Raw genomic sequence first — 19,966 nt, forward strand, 5'->3', positions numbered from 1 at the left:
GCAAGATTTTACACTAAAATAATTTCTTTGGTATCATTTCAAAATTCATGAAATTTACACTATCTTGGTTGTTAGAGCATCTAGAAACCAATGCAAGCTTAGAAGAAATTACAGATAAATTAACTCATATAGGTTTAGAAGTAGAAGATATTATTGATAACACAAAGTTAAGTGGATTTGTTGTTGCGGAAGTATTAGAGGTTACAGCACATCCAAACGCTGATAAATTAAAATTATGTAAAGTAAATGACGGAAGTAAAACTCTGCAAATAGTCTGTGGAGCAAACAACGTTAGAAGTGGTATGAAAACAGTGCTTGCATCCCTCGGTAGCACATTACCGGAAAGTGATTTCACAATTAAGCCAACAAAAATACGTGGCATATTAAGCGAAGGAATGCTTTGCTCTGCATCCGAACTTGGGTTAACTAAAGGAGAGAGCGAAGGTATAATGGAGCTTTCCGGTGATTACAAAGTGGGAGATAAATTCTTCAATTGTGATCCTGTGATTGATGTAAACGTTACTCCAAATCGTGGAGATTGTTTGAGTGTTTATGGAATCGCTCGCGATCTTGCTGCAACTGGAATTGGGACATTAATCCAGCTTGATGTCATTCCAGCGCGTGACGCTGGAATCCATATATTTGATTCACCAATAAACGTTGAAGTTACTGATAGTGAGAGCTTTATTAGTGGCATATACATTGCAGGTGTAAAAAATCAAGAGAGTCCAAAATGGTTAAAAGAAAAATTGGAATCAATAGGAATGCGCTCTATTTCTGCAGTAGTTGATATCACTAATTACATTATGATATCTTTTGGTCGCCCTATGCATGCATACGATGGAGATAAAATAGAGGGAAAACTTATAGTGCGCAAAGCAAAAAGCGGAGAAAAGTTCACCGCTTTAAATGGTAAGGAATATTTACTGAATACTGATATAAGCATTATCGCAGATGATAAAAACGTCCATGGAATTGCTGGTATTATAGGCGGACAGTACAGTGAATGTACTCTTGAAACTACTAACATTTTCTTAGAGTCTGCTTGGTTTAATCCTATCTCTATTGCTAAGTCTTCAAGGCAGCTCGGCATTTCCACAGAATCCAGTTACAGGTTTGCACGTTCAGTTGATCCTGGCTTCACTTTAGACGGGCTAAATCTTGCAACTCAAATGATTTTGGGCTTATGTGGTGGTGAAGCTTCAAGTATAGTGTCAGCTCTAGATCCCAGTGTCACACACTGGAATGACACCAGCAGGTCTATTAATTTCAACTACCTCGATACGCACAAATTCGGGAGTATATCCGCATCACCTGATGAGGTATTCAACATTCTAACTAAATTGGGATTTAGCGTTGATAGAAAGAGTGAAAGTAACTGGAACGTACAAGTTCCAAGTTGGAGGCCAGATGTTACCATACCTGTTGATTTAATTGAAGAAGTAGCAAGGATATATGGCTATGATAAAATAAAAGAAGAACCACTAATAGATAACGTTAAGGTAGAAACCAATGCGCATGATGATTTGTGCACTTTGATGACAAGCAGAGGGTTTCATGAAGTGTTAACCTGGTCGTTTATGAGCGAATCAGTAGCTGAAAAGTTTGGGTACTCAGATAAATTATTCACCATTCAAAACCCGTTTAACAACAATTTCAATATAATGAGGCCAAGTATTATGCCAAATTTATTGCAAGTTGCTGCTGATAATATCGCTCATGGTACACCTGATCTTGCACTCTTTGAAATTGGACCTGTTTACGATAGTGAAGATATTTTAAATCAGCCTAAATATGTTTTAAGCGGAATAAGATCAGGAAATAATCTACCACGAAATCATTATAACATTGACAGGAAAGTAGACGTTTTTGATGCAAAAGCTGACTTTATGGAAGCTTTGGAATTTTTTAACATCGATTGTGATAATTTGTCGATAAAAAGAGCAGAGAAAGAGTATTATCACCCAGGGAAGTCTGGAACCTTCTCTTTTAAGAATAAGATAGTAGGTTATTTCGGAGAACTGCACCCAAATATATTGGATTTTTTTGGTATCAAACAAAAAGTTGTAGGATTTGATGTCATATTAGAAAATATTAAAAACCTACCTACTAGTAAAAAGAAATTTATTGATTATAAGTACCAAAGTGTAAAACGCGACTTTGCATTTATTGTAAGTGAGGATGTAGAAATAGGCAGAATAATTGATATTGTACAAAAAAGCTCAGAGCTTATCAGAGAGGTGTTAGTGTTTGATGTATATCGTGGAAATAATATAGAACCTGATAAAATTTCTATAGCATTATCAGTTACTTTCTGCTCCATATCTCATACTTTAAATGAAGAAGAGATTCAAAAAGAATCAAGTAGTATAGTTAATTCAGTTTGTGAAAATACCGGAGGCGTTTTGAGGGAAAGCTGAATATGTCTCAATTCTTATGCACTTAATTCCTCCTTCGATTGAATTTCTAATTCATACTAAATTCGTTTAAAAAAATCTAAGCCCACAATTTACTATTATTTAATTGCCTGCTAGTATATTACATAATGATTTGGAGCATGCAATGGATATTAAAGTAAATTATGTAGGAATAACTAGGCGCGCTATAGCATATGTTATTGACCATTTTATTATCAGGGGAATTCTTTTGATCTTTTTTTGTTTTATAAAAATGACTTTTGACCATGTTAAATCTGAATTATTAATCATATGCATTTACGTTTGTTTATTTTTTTTGATATCTGTGGTATTTGAAGTATTCATGATAAGGAGATTGAATTACACCCCAGGGCAATTTCTGTGCCTTATCCGTATAAAAGACGCAAATACACTTAAAAATGTTACTCTAGTACAAGCGATAATTAGGTATGTTTCGTTTGAAGCGATTCGCTCATCCATATTCATTACGAGCAGATTTCCTGTTAAGTATGCTTCTGAATGGTGGTTTCAGTCTCTATCAATCTTAAGTATTATGGTCATAATACTAATCTTTATCTCTGCAATGCTTGACCGACGTAAGCAGTTTTTTCACGACAAAATTGCAGGAACTGTGGCAATAAACTATAAGCCTTCAAGCTAATTATTTGCTCTTAATCCCTCTTCAGTTGAATTTCTCATTCATGCCAAATTCATTTAAAAAGATCGTTGACACTAAAAATACATGTGTTACAAGTAGGGCCAAGTTTTGGTGTGTGAGTGATTTTTTATAGCCATTTAGCTTCATGGTGACGGTAATTTATTAATTACATTTGAGGAGGGTCAAATGGGTGTGAATGAGCAACAATTAACTAATAATGGAGCTACAAGAGATAATGTTATTCAGCTGTTAAAGATTTTAAAGCAAAGAAATCTTGGCAATGAAATTGATCGAGTAGAAGCGAGAAGATTAATAAATGATATTATCAGTACAAGTGAAGATAATGCAGTGGAACTGCGTCGTTCAAGGAGAGGTTTAGGGAAGGGGTTTAAGGAGGGATATCATTGGTTACGCAGATTGATACAGCGACTAAATACGGAGGAGAATAAAGAGGTGCTAGAAGAGCTGCTAGTCGAAGAAGGAGCTTCTCGGTTGCATGAGTTGGCACACCAAAATGAGAGCAAGGATTTAGTATGGAAGATTTTAGATAGGATTTTAGAGACTTTGGATGCTTTAGATCCTTTTCGTGGTGTAGGTGATATTGTAGATTTGACAAGACAACCTGGGTTTTGGGAATGGAATGAAGAACAAGTTCCGAAAGGACACGAAATGGTCATAACTGATACAGGCGATATTATATATCAGCTTAAAAAACCAAGCGAAAAGCAACTTACAGAAAGACAAAATATTACAACAGAAATTCCACAAGTCTCGAAAGGACAAAATGCTACAACAGCAATGCCTCACGTTACAGAAAGGCAAAATGCTACAACACAAATTCCACCACTTACTAGAGTGCAAAATGTTACAACAGCAATGCCTCATGTTACAGAAAGGCAAAATGCTACAACACAAATTCCACCACTTACTAGAGTGCAAAATGTTACAACAGAAATGCCACTCGTTGCAAAAGGACAAAATGCTACGATAGAAGTTCCGCCAATTGCGAAAGTGCAAAATGTTACAATAGAAGTGCCGCCAGTTGCAAAAGGGCAAAATGCTACAATAGAAGTTCTGCCAGTTGCAAAAGGACAAAATATTACAACAGCAATGCCTCAAGTTACAGAAAGGCAAAATGCTACAACACAAATTCCACCAGTCACTAGAGTGCAAAATGTTACAGCAGAAGTCCCGACAATTGCAAAAGGACAAAATGCTACAGCAGAAGTCCCGACAATCGCAAAAGGACAAAATGCTACAGCAGAAGTGCCGCCAATTGCAAAAGGACAAAATGCTACAGCGGAAGTTCCGCCCATTGCAAAAGTGCAAAATGTTACAATAGAAATTCCACCAACTACAGAAATGCCCATAGCAGAAAGGTATAGCAACGCATCTGTGCACTCAGGTGCTGAGCAAGGTGATTTGAATATGATAAAGTATTTTGCAGAGAACGGCGCTGATATTAATGCTAAAAATAGTAGAGGTGATACGCTTTTGCACTTAGCTGCTAAGGGAGGTTACTTGGATATAGTTGAATACCTTGTAGAAAAAGGGGCTGATGTGAATGTGAATGACAGTAATCGCTATAGTCCTTTGCATAGAGCTGTTTTGAAAGGTGAGCTTGATGTAGTAAAGTACCTTGTAGGAAAAGGAGCTTATGTTAACGTTGAAGGAGGTTATAGTAGAACTACTCCTCTATACAATGCTGCCATGAATGGTAATTTAGATATGGCAAAGTACCTCATAGAAAAGGGTGCTGATTCCAGGCAAGGTGGTTCTCAAACTTTACTCCTAGCTATTAAAAAAGGGGATCTAGATTTAGTAAAATACCTTGTGGAAGAAAAAAATGTTGGTGTTAATGCTTGGGTGAATAGAAAGACATTACTACAAACAGCTATAGAAGAAGAGAAATTTGATATTGCAATATTTCTTGTAGATAAAGGGGCTAATCTTCTTGTTCAAGATTCGGCTGGATATTTTATTTTACATAAAGCTGTAGAAAAAGGCAGTTTAGATTTAGTTAGGTGTATTGTAGAAAGTAAGGGAATGCATGTCGATATTAGACAAGGCAATGGCATAACTTCTCTTCATGTAGCTGCTGGAAGTGGTAATTTAGATTTGGTAAAATATCTTATAGAAAAAGGAGCTCAGATTAATATTAATCGCTGGGTTGGAACGCCATTGCACGTTGCTGTTAATAAAAATGATTTAGAGGTAGTAAAATATCTTATAAATGCAGGAGCTAATGTTAATCTTAAAGATGGTGAAGACAAAACTCCTCTTCATTTGGCTGCTAAGAATGGTAACTTAAGTATAGTCAAGTATCTTATGAAAAATGGTGCTGATTTAAAAATGACTGATAGTAAAGGTAAAACTCCTCTTCATTTGGCCGCTAAGAATGGTAACTTAAGTATAGTCAAGTATCTTATAGAAAATGGTGCTGATTCAAAAATTACTGATAGTGAAGGCAAGACTCCTCTGCAAATAGCTGATCAAGACTGTCATTTAGATATAGTTGAACACCTCGCGGAGAAAGGACAGCAGGTTACAGAAGTGCCACAAATTACCGAAATACAGCGAGTTACAGAAGGACAACAAGTTACAGAGGAGCCACGAGTCACATGTGATGAGCATGATAATACGTCTTTACATTCAGCTGCTAAGCATGGAAAGTTAGAGAGGGTGAGATGTCTTATACAGGAAGGTACTGATATTAATGTTAGGAGTGAAAGAGGTTATGCGCCTTATTTATATGAGGGTTTTGATACTACCGTTAGAAATGGAGGAGATTATACACCTTTGCATGAGGCTGTTATTCACGGACACATTCGTGTAGTTAAATACCTTGTAGAAAATGGAGCTGATATTAATGCTAAAAGTAAAACAGGTCGTACACCTTTGCATTATGCTGTTATGCATGGTGGTATGAGCTGTTCTGTAAATGGTTCTATAAATTGTCGTTTATACGGTAACTTAGATAAAGTTAAATACCTTGTAGAGAAAGGTGCTGATGTAATGGCTAAAGATGGGAACGATAAAACACCTTTAGACATTGCAGGAGGCAATCCAAAAGTCGTTGAATTTCTTTCATCTTATAGGTGCGGAAGACGTAGTCGTCGTGAAGTATCGAATAATTCATGGATGAACAGTGGTGTTAATTGGGTTAAAGGCTTAATATCATCCACAGAGTCTCCAGCTCTACTTACTTCTGGAGAGCATAACAATCATACTATTGCAGCCACGCCGGAAATAAACACTACTCTAGTAAATAACACACTGTTATTGGGTATTCTTGCAACCGGTTCACAAAAACTTCCATTACATGAGAACCTTTTGTCCCCAATTGAACAATCAATGGGGCTGAATAATTTGGATAGAGCTGAAAGAACTCTACGGGAGGCGGAGGAGAAATATGGTCCTAGTTCTCGTCTTGATGATGTGTTGGTTCATAATAATAAAACTGGGTTACAGAAATGACTTTTATTATTGTGATTATAGTTGCTCTGCTTATTTTCTTTGATCGTTCTTTAGGTTAGTGTAGGACATTGTATCCATTCAGAGATGAGTTTTTATCATTCTTCTGAATGGGTACAAAATTAGACATTCTGCTGCGAAGTGATGAATCAAATAAAGGACAATTTCTCAGTAATTAATTCATTAAGAATAACTATAAATCACGCTGGCTTTATAAAACTACCTTAATTTATAGTCGTTAACGATAAATTTAAATGGTATTATGCCACTCAGAGTTGCCTGTATATTCGGTAAAGTAAAGCTGATTTCAACAACCTGATCTTTCATCTTCTTATTTTGCTCAATTTTGAAAACTACAGTAGCATTTCCAGCAAATGTCATCAAGTCCTTGGTTGATCGGTCAATAAATAATTTTACTACATTTATATTGGCAATTTTCTTTTGAGATGAATTAGCTTCGTTATTTATTCTATCTTGAAAACTTTGATAGATTTTATGTATGGAATTGTTTTTTATGAAATTTATTTGGTACTCTGATTCAACAATTTTATTCGACTCGTATATTTCAACATATTTGCCCACTAAGTAACTTGCTATTGAATCATACTCATCCTCCTTGTGAGTAGTACTAAGCTTATGCATTACAGAAAATTCATCTTCTGTGTGATCCATATACTTAACAAAATTTAAATCTTTTTTAATAGGAAATAACAGGTATATATTAAGCAGCAATAAACATAAGCATATCAGAAGAAATGACCCTATTAGTGCAATCCAAGACCTTTCTGCCACACAAAATAAATACCTATTGCAATACCATTCAACTGATTTGTTGAAATAGCTTTTGTTTTTTACTGATTCAAACAATTTATCTTCCATAATACGACACTACAAAGCTCGACTGCATCATTATAACAATAATATGATTAGACACCCTAAAAACTTTAAAATATGTCTAAATTACTTATAGGGTGAAGATCTAGAACACTATCAGGCTTTGCAACAAGGTAAAATTTGTCGCTTTCGCTCATATCCATATTTATTTTTTTCACTTTGAATTCTTCTTGCCCATAAATATTACTTTCTGCACTACTATGATAATTACAATAGTTTAAGCGATCCTCATGATCAAAATAACCAAACTCATCAACAAGTGTTCCCACCTTCCTACCCTTACTGCCATTGGCCAATTCAAATAAATCAGCTGCGTAATTTTGAGATCCAGGTTCAATATCTCCCTCTGCAATTAAAAATGAAGGTGCATGACTGACATATTCACGGATGTTTGGGTTGAAAATTTTCTTTATACTATTTAAATTTACAAATTTATATTCATCTGAAATGCTAGAATATAGAGGGTCATATTTTTTATATTCAAAAAATTCACTACCTAAGGAGTTACAAAACATTAATTTATAATTATCATAACCAAATTTCACAACTTTAAGGTAGTGAAAATCTCTAGGGATTTTTACTTCTTCCTCTGTGATATGATTGCGTATAACCAACTCGTCATTCAACATACGGTAACCAATTATTGGTAATGTAGCTATACTGATTTCATTATTTAGCTTAAGTTTTGCTTCATAAATGCTATTAGGTAGTAGCTCAGCTCCTTTTTTTAAAGTTATTTTCTGATTCGCACCCAATTCTTTTTGCATACTTAGTATGGCTCTTGTCAGAATTTCTATCGACTGCCATACAGTTAATGAAGAATCATCATCATTCAAGTTATATACTTTAAATATTAAATTAATAAGATTTTATCATAAATTTATGTTAAAAGTATTATATTCCATAAATTTCTTTTTATGATGAATTTCTTTCACAAACCAGCAGATGTAAGAACGCTTAACTAAGCAAGAAAAAACGTAAGGTGTTATACCTCTTTCAAAATTTTTAGGAGAGCTAAAACTGTTAATTTGCTTCTGTAGTCTATCGTTTTATTGTAGGGAACTTGCTTGATAAAGACATGCTAATTGATCCAAAAAATGAAATCACTTCATATGGTTTAGAAGTAAAAGTAAGTTATAATTTTTAATCTTAATATAACAGGTTTTAAGCTCGATAGTAAATTTTCATATAATTTAACTCCATCATTATATTATTTTTAATATAAAATATGTATATTTATACATTATATATATTTTTTATATGGAGAATTATATGAAAGTAAAAAGATTGTTTACTTTAGCTGCATTGCTCACTTCATCTTTAGCAGGTGCAATTGATTTAGAAAATAAATACTATGCAGGTTTGAACTTTGGTGGTCAATATTCTTTCCGCTCTGGTGGCAGCTTGAGTTATCGTCCTAATGTTCTTATTGGCTATCATTATGAAAAAAGCTCTAAGTTAGAACTTGAGATTAATGGTGATGTTGAATCATTAAAACATTTTACAATTGGTTTCTTAGGAAACTACCGTTATTATCCTGACTTTAAAATCGATCCTGTTACTCTGTATGTTAGTGCTGGACTTGGAGCAGGTTACACAAAAGGTGGAGTGTCAAGTACAAGCGTAACAGGTGATGGTGGGACAACAGCGACAAAGGAAGAGCCAGCTAAAGTTACAGTTCCAGTTGTGTATGCTGGTGAAACTGTAGCTGATGGTACATCTATGATAGACAAGGTACTTGGTTATTTTTTCTACAAACTGAAGGTTGGTGTTGATTATGAATTCACCCCACAGATAGTTGGTGCAGTTGGCATTAACGTTGGTGGTTCAGTGCATAGTCTAATAAAATTAAATCCAGGCACAGGAATAGAACTAGGAATACGTTATAATTTTTAATGCGAGCATTAAAAATTAAGCACTATAGCGAGTTTTTATATAATTTAGCTTCTTGATTGCATTGTTTTTAATATCATATATACTGATTGCGGTATATATGTTATGTGGAAAATGGTGTGAAGATAAAAAAATTGTTCACTTTTGCTATATTACTTTCTAATTCTTTAATACAGCAATGTCTTGCGGCTGATTTAGAAAATGATTTCACTAATTCGGAAAAAATTTTCTATATAGGTGCTAATATTAGTACCACAGGTGCACTATGTTGTAATGATGAAACTTTAAGAGATAGCTTTAGAGGTAGCCTTGTTGGCGGTTATAACTATACAGAAAACGCTAAAGCTGAGCTTGAAGTTATGTTTGGTAGTCCTAAAGAGGACAGTTATATTGTTAATTTACTTGCAGGGTTACGTTGTACCTATAAGATCGAGAATATAGATCTTACTCCATATTTTGGGGTTGGTATGGGTGTTGGTATAAATAAAATAGATGAATGTAACCCAGAAGGTTCTTTTTGTTTCTTTTTAGCGCACCAGATAAAAATTGGTGTGGAATATCCAATAACCTCAGAAATAACTATTTCTGGCGGCTATCGCCTGATTGGAGGGCAAAGGTTTAGTAAAGAACTTCTTAAATCCAGATCAGAGGGCAAAATTTCACATGGATTAGAAATAGGAGTAAAGTATAGTTTTTAATACTATGCAGTAAAACTCAAGCTTTTTCATTTAGTACAATCTAATAGAACACTGTTCATTTAGATTCGTGACTTAAGATAATAGATATTGGATCTTATATGTTGAATATCATGTTTCTGAAAACTATGTTAAGTATTATCTAATTAATAGTGCATACTGATAAAAAATTTAATAAATTTTATTAAGAATAATAGATAGATACTATAAAAGCCTTGGCAGATTGTTTACTTCTAGTTAATATAAATCATTATACAAATTCATAAGTGATTCATGGCAAGCAACTCAGAAGAAAAAAATAATGATAAGCAAAAAGCGCTAGATAATACAATCAGTCATATAAATAAACTATTTGGTACAGGATCAATAATGTGGGCAGATCAAAACCCTATACAAGAGGTACCAAGAATCTCTACTGGATCTATTGCTCTTGATATAGCGCTTGGTGGTGGTCTACCTAAAGGGCGTATAATCGAAATATTTGGTCCTGAAAGTTCTGGTAAGACTACTCTTGCCTTACATGCGATGGCTGAGGCACAAAAAAGTGGCGGAGTATGTGCATTTATTGATGCAGAGCATGCACTGGATTTACTATATGCCAGTAAACTTGGAGTTAACGTTAAAGATTCACATCTAATGATTTCGCAACCAAACAGTGGAGAGGAAGCATTGCAGATAGTTGAACGACTGGTTTGCTCAAGCGCAGTTGACGTTATAATTGTTGACTCTGTTGCAGCTTTAACACCAAGAGCTGAAATTGAAGGTGATATGGGTGACCAACACATGGGTCTGCAAGCAAGACTACTTAGTCATGGTTTAAGAAAATTAACTTCGATTGTTTCTAAAACAAATTGTACATTGATCTTTATAAATCAAATTCGTATGAAAATAGGGGTGGTTTATGGAAATCCAGAAACAACAACAGGTGGAAACGCATTAAAGTTTTATGCTTCTATAAGGCTTGATATAAGAAAAATTGGCGCTATAAAAGATAAAGAAAATATTACAGGAAACGAAACAAGAGTTAAGGTTGTGAAAAACAAAGTTGCACCCCCATTTCGAGAAGCAAAATTTGATATAATATATAATGAAGGTATATCAAAACTTGGAGAAATAATAGATATGGGAGCGAAGCTTGGTGTGCTTGAAAAGGCAGGTGCTTATTATTCTTATAATAATACACGTCTTGGACAAGGAAGAGAAAATGTAAAGATTTACTTAAAAACAAACAAAGACGTTGCAAATGAGATAGAGGTGAAAATCAGAGACTTGTTAAGAAACGCTGATAATTCTATTGTAATTGATGAGGACAGTCAGCAGATTTTAGAAGAATCTGTGTTCTGATTTGCTGCTACGTATTTTTAAAAAAAGCTTTTCATGAGAAGCTATAAATGATAAGTTGATAAGAATAGATTATTATCAATAATGTTATGTGTTTTAATTTACCTAATATAAACAAGGAAGGTTATTTGTTTATAATTATTTCCTTTGTAGTAACGTGCATAGGATTCTCTATATCTTGGGGATTTGGTGTTACGTGCTTGTTTCCAACATTACTCTGCACTTATTTCTTTCGTGATCCTGCAAGGGCCGTGCCAAGTAATAAAGATCTTGTAGTTAGCCCAGGTGATGGTGTGATTTCTAAAATTGAAGAAGTTAGCTATCCATTATCAGGTGAAAATAAAGAAGAGAAGAAATTCACACTTGTAAGCATATTTTTAAGCGTTCTGAACGTGCATGTAAACCGTATACCAATATCTGGCACAATAAAGGAAATGAATTATAAAAAGGGCAAGTTTGTATCTGCAATGAGCAATAGGTCTAGTAATGAAAATGAAAAGCAAGTTATTGTTATTGAATATCAAGAAGGAAAAGAAATTATTGTAGAGCAAATAGCTGGATTAATTGCGAGGCGTATTGTTTGTAATTTGAAAGTGCCTCAGAATGTTAAAACTGGTGAGAGATTTGGTATTATAAGGTTTGGTAGTAGAGTTAATGTTTATATTCCAAGCGGTATAGAAGTTAGAGTTTCAGAAGGGCAAACAGTTGTCGGTGGTGAAACAATTATAGCAAGCTTAAATAAGGAAGGTGCTGAAGAGAAGCTAACTTTTGATATTATATGAACAGCGACAGCAGCAACAGTAGATTTCTACCTGTCGCTAAATTATTTCCGAATTTTGTAACTTTATTGGGCTTATGCTCAGGGCTTACCTCACTCAAATTTACATTTAATGAACAGTGGGAACAATCAGTAATTTTTATCATTATTGCAGCAATAATAGATGGAATGGATGGTAGAATAGCCAGAATTTTAAAATCAACTAGTGATTTTGGAGCGCAGCTTGATTCTTTTGCAGATTTTTTAAATTTTGGTGCAGCACCTGCATTTCTTTTATATTTTTGGAAGTTAAATGAAATTCAAGTTATAGGCTGGATCTTAGTAATGATATACGTAATCTGTATATCAATAAGACTTGCAAGGTTTAATGTATCACTACAATCGGAGCAATTAGACAACTGGAAAAAGTTTTTCTTTTCTGGTGTTCCAGCGCCAGTATGTGCATTACTCTCTTTGTTGCCAATCATTGTGACCATTCAATCTCAGGAAAGTGAATATTTATTGCTTGTGGAGCAATTTTTCAATATAAGAAATATAGCTTTCTACTTCCTGGCTGTTTCATTTTTTTCTGTAAGTCACATTCCAACTTTCTCTGCAAAATATATTTATATTCCTAAAAATCTATCCTACATATTTGTGTCGTTTTTTGGAGTATTCATAATACTTTTCATCAGTAAACCATGGATGACACTACCAATTTTAGGAATAATATATATGCTTACTATTCCAATAAGTGTTGGATTGTATATGTACTTTTCGTATAAAAATTACTAGTTAATTTGGCTATAGAAACTAAACAATTTTAAAAATAAGCAGTTGTTATTGTAAAGTGGATATATTGTTAATTATTTTACTATTTTATGCTAAAATAAATATTTATAGGAGAAATAGTCATGAAAAGTACCATCACTCAAAAAGCACATGCTAGCATTAATATAGATATTGAGAATAACAATACTAATACTAACATTAATAATAACAATGTTAATACTGGTACTGGTAACAGTAATAATGCAGGATGCATAAACAAGTGCGTAGAGGAATTAAACGAATTCATGGTGAAATATTCTCAATGTGTTTATGGGTGTAATGATAGCAATAAGGGGGAAGGGTATTCTTATGATGGAACGGATATTTTATAATCAAGAGAAATTGAACTGTAAGAGTTCATAAGAATGAAGAATCAACAGCTTGGGCGAAAAGGTCTAAAAGTTGTCTTTTATATTTTTTAATCTCTCTTGCTTTTCTTCTTCCACTTTTGCTTTTTCCACTTCTGCCTCTAAATTTTCTTGGCTGCATAGACCAAGCAGGACAGGATCTTGAGATTTTATGTTTTGCATATTATGGTGAGATCCGTTTCTTACTTGCTCCACTGTGCAATTTGTGGTGCTAATCAATTTAGCGATAACACTGTTATCCAAAATAGGGAATTTTTTTACTAAATAATAAATCGCATCAGGTTTGTCTCTACGTCTTGCTGCTGATGCAAAACCAAAAGCATTACCGATTACTTTACTTCTTTTTTTTATATTTTTCATAATCAAGTTTGGCACTTGATTTGGATTTTTTTCAGCATCATCAAGTTCTTTCTGGGTCACTACTCCAGACATAATAGGGTTATATTTTTCAACGTCTATTTCTTCATCAGCTATATCTTGTACGTCTTTAAGTGTTAATTCGCAACACTTGGCTATTTGGTCAAAAGTTAATCCTGTATTATCTACAAGCCAAGCAGCAATTTGTATAAGAAACTGCTTGTTTCTATCATTATTACCTTTAGAAAATTCTGTCGACATCAAAGAGGCATCCCACATCATAAAATATCCGTTACTTGTACACAGGCTTTAGAATATAAGTCATTAAAGTTAAAAAAGCATTAATTTTATCACGTTAGTGATTTTCTAAATTGCATCATATACTTTTAGAAGTTCTATAGTATATTTTCAATAGAGGCCCTAAATCTTTGTTGTATAACTTTTTCATTTTTACCTCTATTTACTTAACATGCCATTCTTAGCATAAATCATACTGTTATGCAAATCTTGTTATTCAAGCACATCACAGTGCGCTAATTAAAAATTAAATATTAAACCAACTTCTAAAGCATGGTTAACAAATTTACTTTCAACAGTTGCTGATTTTGAAAGATCTACCACTTTAACAGTATCAAATAAATATTTTTGAGTTTGAGCATCGTAACGTTTTTCTTGAACTTGATAAGAAACTTCATCCTTGATTACCTTGCTAAAACTGCTACTACTTAAAGCAGTAAAGTATCTATATCCTGCTGACAACTGAACTTTATCACTTACATTGTAATGTAATCCAAACTTACCCTGAATGGCAGGTTTCATTTTTGACATGCCAAAAAATTTAATGTTTGCCAGGCCGCCACCTACACCCAAATATGGAGTGAAACTACTACTATTCTTAAAATCATAGTAAGCATTAATCATTGCTGCCTTGTTTTGAAAACCTTCGTTTGTTATTTCAATGTTGTCTACAAATAGCTTTTTATATTGAGGATCGGTGTGCTCAAATTCGGAAAAGTCGTGCTTACTACCATGAAAAACTTCTTTAGCATCATTTGTAAGAATTTTTACAACATAGGATTTCCCTTTTTCAGGGCCATCAAAACTGATCATAGATTTTCTTTGGTTCTTTAGTTCAATCTGTGTATTTGCTGACGAAGCATGACCTTCAAGCTCAACTCTCATATTCCCAGTTCTATAACCAATAGCAGCGTTTCCTGCAAAATCATTTTTATAATCAAGATTCTTACTACTTTCTGTTTTTTGAATATTATTTTCCGTTACGTTGAATGGACCAACCTTAGGCATCGTTTTACTGTAATTAAAACTCATATAGAAATTACTTGGTCTCTCTTCTTCTGAATCTGTGTAATCATATGAGTAATCGTGCGAATAATCTTCATCATGCTCATTTTCAAGAACAGATCCATATGGTGATTCAGTGTAAGCAAAAGACGAATTTGATAAAAAAGTTAATAATAGTGTTACAATTGCTGTTTTGAGTAGTGGTTTTTTATACAACATGTTCATAAATACCCTTAATTTGTTAACATAATAGCATTATATTAGTATAAGCTAATATAACAAGTAAAAATTTTAAATATTTTTAAATTAGATATTCTGGCTACTTAAGTGTAACATTGCTAAGAAATACGCTAAGCAATGGTCAATACAGATAAAACTATTTTTGCTTTATCAACGGCATTTGGTAAATCAGGGGTGGCGGTAATTAGAATATCAGGTCAGAACGCGCTTAAGGCTTTAGATCATTTTAACGTCAAGAAAGATGTCACACCAAGGTTTGCTACTTTAGTTGATCTATATGATAGCTCAAAGGAATTAATAGATAATGGAATAATTATTTATTTCCCTGCTCCAAATAGTTTTACCGGTGAAGATGTGATAGAGCTGCAGGTGCATGGAAGCAAAGCTGTAATTAAAATAATCCTAGAGGAATTATCAAAAATCTTTGTAATGGCTGAACCTGGAGAATTTTCACTTAGGGCCTTTCTAAACGGTAAATTTGATCTAACTCAAATAGAAGGAATAGCAGACTTAATTGATGCCGAGACAAAAATGCAAGCAAAACAGGCAATAAAGCAGATGTCTGGAGAGCTTGAAAAATTATACAGTGGTTGGAGGAAAGCATTGATAAAAATACAGTCTAAAATTGAAGCGTATATAGACTTTCCTGAGGATATTGCCATAGAGAAAAGTGAATTGGAAAAAGTGAACAATGAAGTGCAGGAACTTATTCGATCTATACAAGAGCATTTAAATGATAATAGACGAGGTGAAAGGTTGCGTGAAGGTTTACATGTTGTAATAACTGGTGAGCCAAATGTCGGTAAATCAACACTATTTAACTTTTTGGCTAAACGTGATATTGCCATTGTTTCTGAATACGCTGGTACAACAAGGGACGTGCTTGAAGCTCATATTGACATTGGCGGATACCCTATAATTCTTTCTGATACCGCTGGAATTCGTGAAAGTTCAGATCCAATAGAATCAGAGGGCATAAGTCGCGCGAAGAAAAGGTCTTGTGAAGCTGATTTGAGAATAGAGCTATTTCCTTTTGAACGGCGTAATAATACTAGCTGCAATGCTAAGGACCATGATACTATTTACATATTAAGCAAAGCTGATGATATAATTGAAGACAAAAGCGTATTGGTTGGTGATGTAAATTTTTTGCCTATCTCGATTTTAAAAGGAACTGGAACAGACAAATTAATCTCTTTAATTAAAGAAAAAGCAGAAGAAAAATTTGGGCATGACAGAGACACTCCAGTGATCACTCGGCAAAGACACAGGAATTATATGCAGAAAGCACTAGAGCATTTGCAGCATTTTAATGTCGATAATCCAATTGAGTTGATTTCTGAGGACCTGAGACTTGCTTCACTTGAGCTTGGAACAATTACTGGGGTTATTAATGTTGAGGAAATATTGGGTAGTATCTTCAGCACTTTTTGTGTCGGCAAATAGACCGCTTGCATAACCAGCTTTCAGATAGTAATTTTTGCGTTAAAATTTGCTTACGCTCCTCAAATACATTAGGTATTAAGCAGATTTTGAAGTGGATATAGTTTTTATAGATTGCCTAAAACCAAATATTGTGGTAGAAAAGAAGCGGACGGATGGCCGAGCGGTTTAAGGCACCAGTCTTGAAAACTGACGTACGTGATAAGCGTACCGTGGGTTCAAATCCCACTCCGTCCGCCATATGTCATGTTCAAGTCATTTTGTAGCTGATTCATAATATCATCACAAGCAATTGTTTGCTCTTCTCCTGTATCCATGTTTTTTATTTTTATGGCACTGCTCTGTAGCTCTTCATCTCCAAAAATTAGTGCAATTTTAGCATTCACTTGATTTGCTTTTTTCATACGACTTTTAAGTGATCCGCTATATTCGTAACTCACATATAAACCATTTCTGCGCAATTTCCTTGCAAGTGTAAAGGCATATTCCTCAGCTTTTGTTCCAATTGGAATCAAACAAATAGGCCTATCTTCCTTTGGAGAGTAAGCGATTAATTCCATTATGCGCTCAATACCTCCTGCAAATCCTATTGCTGGAGTGTGTTTTCCACCTACTGAAGATACTAAATTGTCGTACCTTCCTCCCGCAAAAATCGCTCCTTGGGCACCCAAATCTTCTGTGACAAATTCAAATACTGTATGGCAATAATAGTCTAAACCTCGAACTAGCCTATTGTTTATAGTATAAGGTACATCAAGAGCTTGAAGTCCATTTAACACCTGACCAAAGAAATGTGAAGATTCTTTTGTATAGTGGTCACTAATTTTAGGTGCATTCAAAATTATTTTTCTATCTTGCTCAGCTTTGGAATCAAGTATTCTGAGTGGATTTTTGATCAGCCTATTTTTGCTATCTTCTGATAAATCATCTTGATACTTTTTGAAATATGATATTAAAGCTTCTCTATACTTGAGTATTGTTTCACCATCGCCTAAGGAGTTGATTTCCAGTTTTACATTTTTGTCCATACCAAACTCAGTAAGTAAGTGTTGGGCAAGCGAAATCAATTCAGCATCAGCTTTTGGATCTTCTATGCCAAAAACTTCAAAATTTATTTGATGAAATTGTCTTTGTCTTCCCTTTTGTGGCCTTTCATAGCGGAATGCAGGCCCTGTTGAAAATAATTTTATCGGCGTTTGTAATTTTTTTTCGATCAATAGCCTAACAATTGCTGCAGTGAACTCAGGGCGTAGGGTTATGCTCTTTCCCCCTTTATCGGTGAAGGTATACATCTCCTTAGTAATAATGTCTGAGCTATCACCTAAAGTTTTTGTGAAGACTTCTGTGTATTCAAATATTGGAGTTTGAGCAGGTAGAAACCCGTATAAGCTTGATATTTTGTTTGCTATTTCTTGGATGTATTTAAGCTTATACCATTCATCAAATAAAAGATCTTTTGTTCCACGGACGGTCTGATTATTCATAACATTAATTCATAGTTTCTATGCCAGCAACCTCTGGTATGTGATAATTCAGCATATTCTCCACTCCTTGCTTTAAAGTAATTGCAGCACTTGGGCATCCAGAGCAAGCTCCTTGAAGTTCAACATAAACTATTCCGTCTTTATAACCACGAAATTTTATGTCACCACCGTCTTGAGCAACTGCAGGTTTAATATAACTTTCCATCAATTCTTTTACTCTATTTACAATTTCTATGTCATTCTCATCGAAAAATTCTTCATCTGTTGCATTATCGTCATGAGCGCCTTCTTTATCTAGTGCTTTTCCACCTGAAGTAAAGTGATCCATTATTGTAGTTAAAACTTCCACTTTTAATATATCCCAATTAACTTCACCCAATTTTGTCACTGAAATAAAATCATGACCAAAGAACACTCTTACCACATGTTCTACATGAAAAAGATTTGCTGCTAACTTAGAGTTTTTTATTTCATTTGCGTTTGAAAAGTCAGCAGTTTCTCCATCGCTCAGAATTGCAAACCCAGGAAGGAATTTCAATGTGTTTGGATTTGGTGTTTCTTCAATCTGAATGAACATGTTATTTACCATTACAATTATAGTTGTTACTATTTAATCATAAAATGATAAAAAAATATACATGTCATTCATCTTTTTCCTTTTTTTGGTATTTATAATAGTTACATTTATTTTGCCTAGTATTTTTGTGTTTTTTCTTTTTCTTACAAGGAGAAATAAGATAAATTTCTTGATGAATTCTATATTAAATAAATTTTTGAATGAATTTAATAATAGTAAAAGTTATGCTCAAAATCACACCAATTTGAGCAGCGATAACATGTCTAGAGGTGAGGCGTTTAGAGTGCTAGGATTAAGCTCCGAAGCAAATGAAAATGAAATCAATAAAGCATATCAAAATCTAATGAAATTAGTTCATCCAGACAAAGGCGGATCAGAATATTTTGCACAAAAATTAAATGCAGCGCGTGATAAGTTACTAAAAAAGCAGTAACTTACCACTAGGACTGCTGAGATGTTGTTTATGCAGCAGACATATAGTCAACTAATGGAAACTCACAAGCCCAGTCATCTAAAGATTGGTGATACTCATTTACTATTGACATTAATTTATTTACATCTATATCTACAGATTTACCACCTACTTCTATGCGAAATTCCTCTGTCCAATTTTTTTCCAAATTTCCTTCCCAAATCACTTCTACCATTATTGGAAGGCCATCAGTAATTGTTTTTTCACTTTTATCTTTATCACCATAGTCTTTCCAACAATCTCTACCTTCTTTAAAACAACCTTCTTGAAAACCATCAGGATAATCTTTCATAAATTGTTTTAATGTCGCTATATCTTTTTCGCTAAATCTTTCGTCATTTTTCATGTCTCCAAAGTCAATGAAAGCTGCTACTTGAATTCTTGTAACTGGCATGTGCTCAAGTGCAAGAAGAAGGTCATTATTGTCTTCAATCTTACAACCAGCAATATCTTTTGAGTTTATTTCCCAAGCGAAAGATACTTTGATCGCGGTACCACGATAAACTTCTTGAGCATACACTCTAATTCCTTCATTATTTTCCCAAAAAATACACATATATTTTTACCTATATAATTAATAAACTAGTAATATTATGCCAATAAGCATCTAATAAGTCAAGTATTTTTATATTTTTCTTTTTTTTACAAGAAATAGGATAAATTTCTTAAATAAATTCTGTATTTAATGAAATTAGTTCGCCCAGACAAAGGCGGCTCAGAATTTTTGCACAAAAATTAAATGCAGCGCGTGATAAGTTGCTGA

General features: G+C 33.9%; 18 protein-coding genes and 1 tRNA gene. 12 read left to right on the top strand and 7 right to left on the bottom strand.

Translation table 11 applies throughout. The annotated features are described in order from the left end of the window. Positions 1–47: 47 nt before the first annotated feature. From pheT to ASM33_RS02760, 3 genes are all read left to right on the top strand, one after another. The gene (gene pheT, locus ASM33_RS02750) at positions 48–2,420 is read left to right on the top strand and encodes a phenylalanine--tRNA ligase subunit beta (protein WP_110410458.1); all 2,373 of its coding nucleotides are present in this window, start codon (positions 48–50) and stop codon (positions 2,418–2,420) included. Positions 2,421–2,562: 142 nt separating this feature from the next. After that, positions 2,563–3,078 carry an RDD family protein gene (locus ASM33_RS02755; protein ID WP_110410457.1) on the top strand — a complete coding sequence of 172 codons (516 nt, stop codon included), beginning with the start codon at positions 2,563–2,565 and terminating at the stop codon, positions 3,076–3,078. Between the two features lie 183 nt (positions 3,079–3,261). Beyond that, positions 3,262–6,552 carry an ankyrin repeat domain-containing protein gene (locus ASM33_RS02760; protein WP_110410456.1) on the top strand — a complete coding sequence of 1,097 codons (3,291 nt, stop codon included), beginning with the start codon at positions 3,262–3,264 and terminating at the stop codon, positions 6,550–6,552. 216 nt (positions 6,553–6,768) lie between these two features. On the opposite strand, the gene ASM33_RS02765 is transcribed toward ASM33_RS02760, so the two are convergent. Together ASM33_RS02765 and ASM33_RS02770 are read right to left on the bottom strand one after the other, a co-directional pair. Next, positions 6,769–7,428 (bottom strand): VirB8/TrbF family protein, encoded by a 660-nt coding sequence (locus tag ASM33_RS02765; protein ID WP_110410455.1) that lies wholly within the window; start codon positions 7,426–7,428, stop codon positions 6,769–6,771. Between the two features lie 65 nt (positions 7,429–7,493). Then, positions 7,494–8,279 carry a hypothetical protein gene (locus ASM33_RS02770; protein ID WP_110410454.1) on the bottom strand — a complete coding sequence of 262 codons (786 nt, stop codon included), beginning with the start codon at positions 8,277–8,279 and terminating at the stop codon, positions 7,494–7,496. Between the two features lie 436 nt (positions 8,280–8,715). Between ASM33_RS02770 and ASM33_RS02775 the strand changes: the two genes are divergently transcribed. The 6 genes from ASM33_RS02775 (at position 8,716) to ASM33_RS02800 (ending at position 13,292) form a co-directional block, all read left to right on the top strand. Continuing rightward, complete coding sequence (locus tag ASM33_RS02775; RefSeq protein WP_110410453.1) at positions 8,716–9,339, top strand: hypothetical protein; 624 nt, start codon at positions 8,716–8,718, stop codon at positions 9,337–9,339. A 116-nt stretch (positions 9,340–9,455) separates the two neighbouring features. Then, on the top strand, positions 9,456–10,034 hold the full coding sequence (locus ASM33_RS02780; protein WP_157956365.1) for an outer membrane beta-barrel protein: 579 nt from the start codon (positions 9,456–9,458) through the stop codon (positions 10,032–10,034). 270 nt (positions 10,035–10,304) lie between these two features. Beyond that, entirely contained in the window at positions 10,305–11,375 is a 1,071-nt protein-coding gene (gene recA, locus ASM33_RS02785) for a recombinase RecA (RefSeq protein ID WP_110410451.1), read from the top strand. An 86-nt stretch (positions 11,376–11,461) separates the two neighbouring features. After that, positions 11,462–12,154: a phosphatidylserine decarboxylase gene (locus ASM33_RS02790; RefSeq protein WP_110410450.1), complete on the top strand. Its 693-nt coding sequence runs from the start codon at positions 11,462–11,464 to the stop codon at positions 12,152–12,154. Beyond that, positions 12,151–12,924: a CDP-alcohol phosphatidyltransferase family protein gene (locus ASM33_RS02795; protein ID WP_110410449.1), complete on the top strand. Its 774-nt coding sequence runs from the start codon at positions 12,151–12,153 to the stop codon at positions 12,922–12,924. Before ASM33_RS02790 ends, ASM33_RS02795 begins: the two co-directional genes overlap by 4 nt. A 119-nt stretch (positions 12,925–13,043) precedes the next feature. Beyond that, positions 13,044–13,292: a hypothetical protein gene (locus ASM33_RS02800; RefSeq protein ID WP_110410448.1), complete on the top strand. Its 249-nt coding sequence runs from the start codon at positions 13,044–13,046 to the stop codon at positions 13,290–13,292. 63 nt (positions 13,293–13,355) lie between these two features. On the opposite strand, the gene ASM33_RS02805 is transcribed toward ASM33_RS02800, so the two are convergent. Together ASM33_RS02805 and ASM33_RS02810 are read right to left on the bottom strand one after the other, a co-directional pair. Then, positions 13,356–13,964 carry a cell cycle transcriptional regulator TrcR gene (locus tag ASM33_RS02805; protein WP_110410606.1) on the bottom strand — a complete coding sequence of 203 codons (609 nt, stop codon included), beginning with the start codon at positions 13,962–13,964 and terminating at the stop codon, positions 13,356–13,358. A gap of 258 nt (positions 13,965–14,222) precedes the next feature. Next, positions 14,223–15,212 (bottom strand): P44/Msp2 family outer membrane protein, encoded by a 990-nt coding sequence (locus ASM33_RS02810; RefSeq protein WP_110410447.1) that lies wholly within the window; start codon positions 15,210–15,212, stop codon positions 14,223–14,225. Positions 15,213–15,344: 132 nt separating this feature from the next. Between ASM33_RS02810 and mnmE the strand changes: the two genes are divergently transcribed. Continuing rightward, positions 15,345–16,673, top strand: a complete 1,329-nt coding sequence (gene mnmE / locus ASM33_RS02815; RefSeq protein ID WP_110410446.1) for a tRNA uridine-5-carboxymethylaminomethyl(34) synthesis GTPase MnmE — start codon at positions 15,345–15,347, stop codon at positions 16,671–16,673. A 146-nt stretch (positions 16,674–16,819) separates the two neighbouring features. Next, positions 16,820–16,910: transfer RNA gene (locus ASM33_RS02820), tRNA-Ser, on the top strand. On the opposite strand, the gene hisS is transcribed toward ASM33_RS02820, so the two are convergent. Further along, complete coding sequence (hisS, locus tag ASM33_RS02825) at positions 16,889–18,154, bottom strand: histidine--tRNA ligase (RefSeq protein ID WP_110410445.1); 1,266 nt, start codon at positions 18,152–18,154, stop codon at positions 16,889–16,891. The two genes, ASM33_RS02820 and hisS, sit on opposite strands and share 22 nt — an antisense overlap. Positions 18,155–18,158: 4 nt before the next feature. Next, a complete protein-coding gene (locus tag ASM33_RS02830; protein WP_110410444.1) occupies positions 18,159–18,731 on the bottom strand; it encodes a NifU family protein in 573 nt (190 codons plus the stop codon). A 172-nt stretch (positions 18,732–18,903) separates the two neighbouring features. On the opposite strand from ASM33_RS02830, the gene ASM33_RS02835 reads away from it, so the two are divergent. Continuing rightward, the gene (locus ASM33_RS02835) at positions 18,904–19,164 is read left to right on the top strand and encodes a J domain-containing protein (RefSeq protein WP_237342971.1); all 261 of its coding nucleotides are present in this window, start codon (positions 18,904–18,906) and stop codon (positions 19,162–19,164) included. Between the two features lie 28 nt (positions 19,165–19,192). Here the strand turns inward: ASM33_RS02835 and ASM33_RS02840 are convergent, their stop codons facing one another. Next, positions 19,193–19,759, bottom strand: a complete 567-nt coding sequence (locus tag ASM33_RS02840) for a hypothetical protein (protein ID WP_110410442.1) — start codon at positions 19,757–19,759, stop codon at positions 19,193–19,195. Positions 19,760–19,966: the final 207 nt, after the last annotated feature.

Origin of the sequence: Wolbachia endosymbiont of Folsomia candida, from assembly GCF_001931755.2 — a bacterium.
In the GTDB taxonomy this organism is placed as follows: domain Bacteria; phylum Pseudomonadota; class Alphaproteobacteria; order Rickettsiales; family Anaplasmataceae; genus Wolbachia.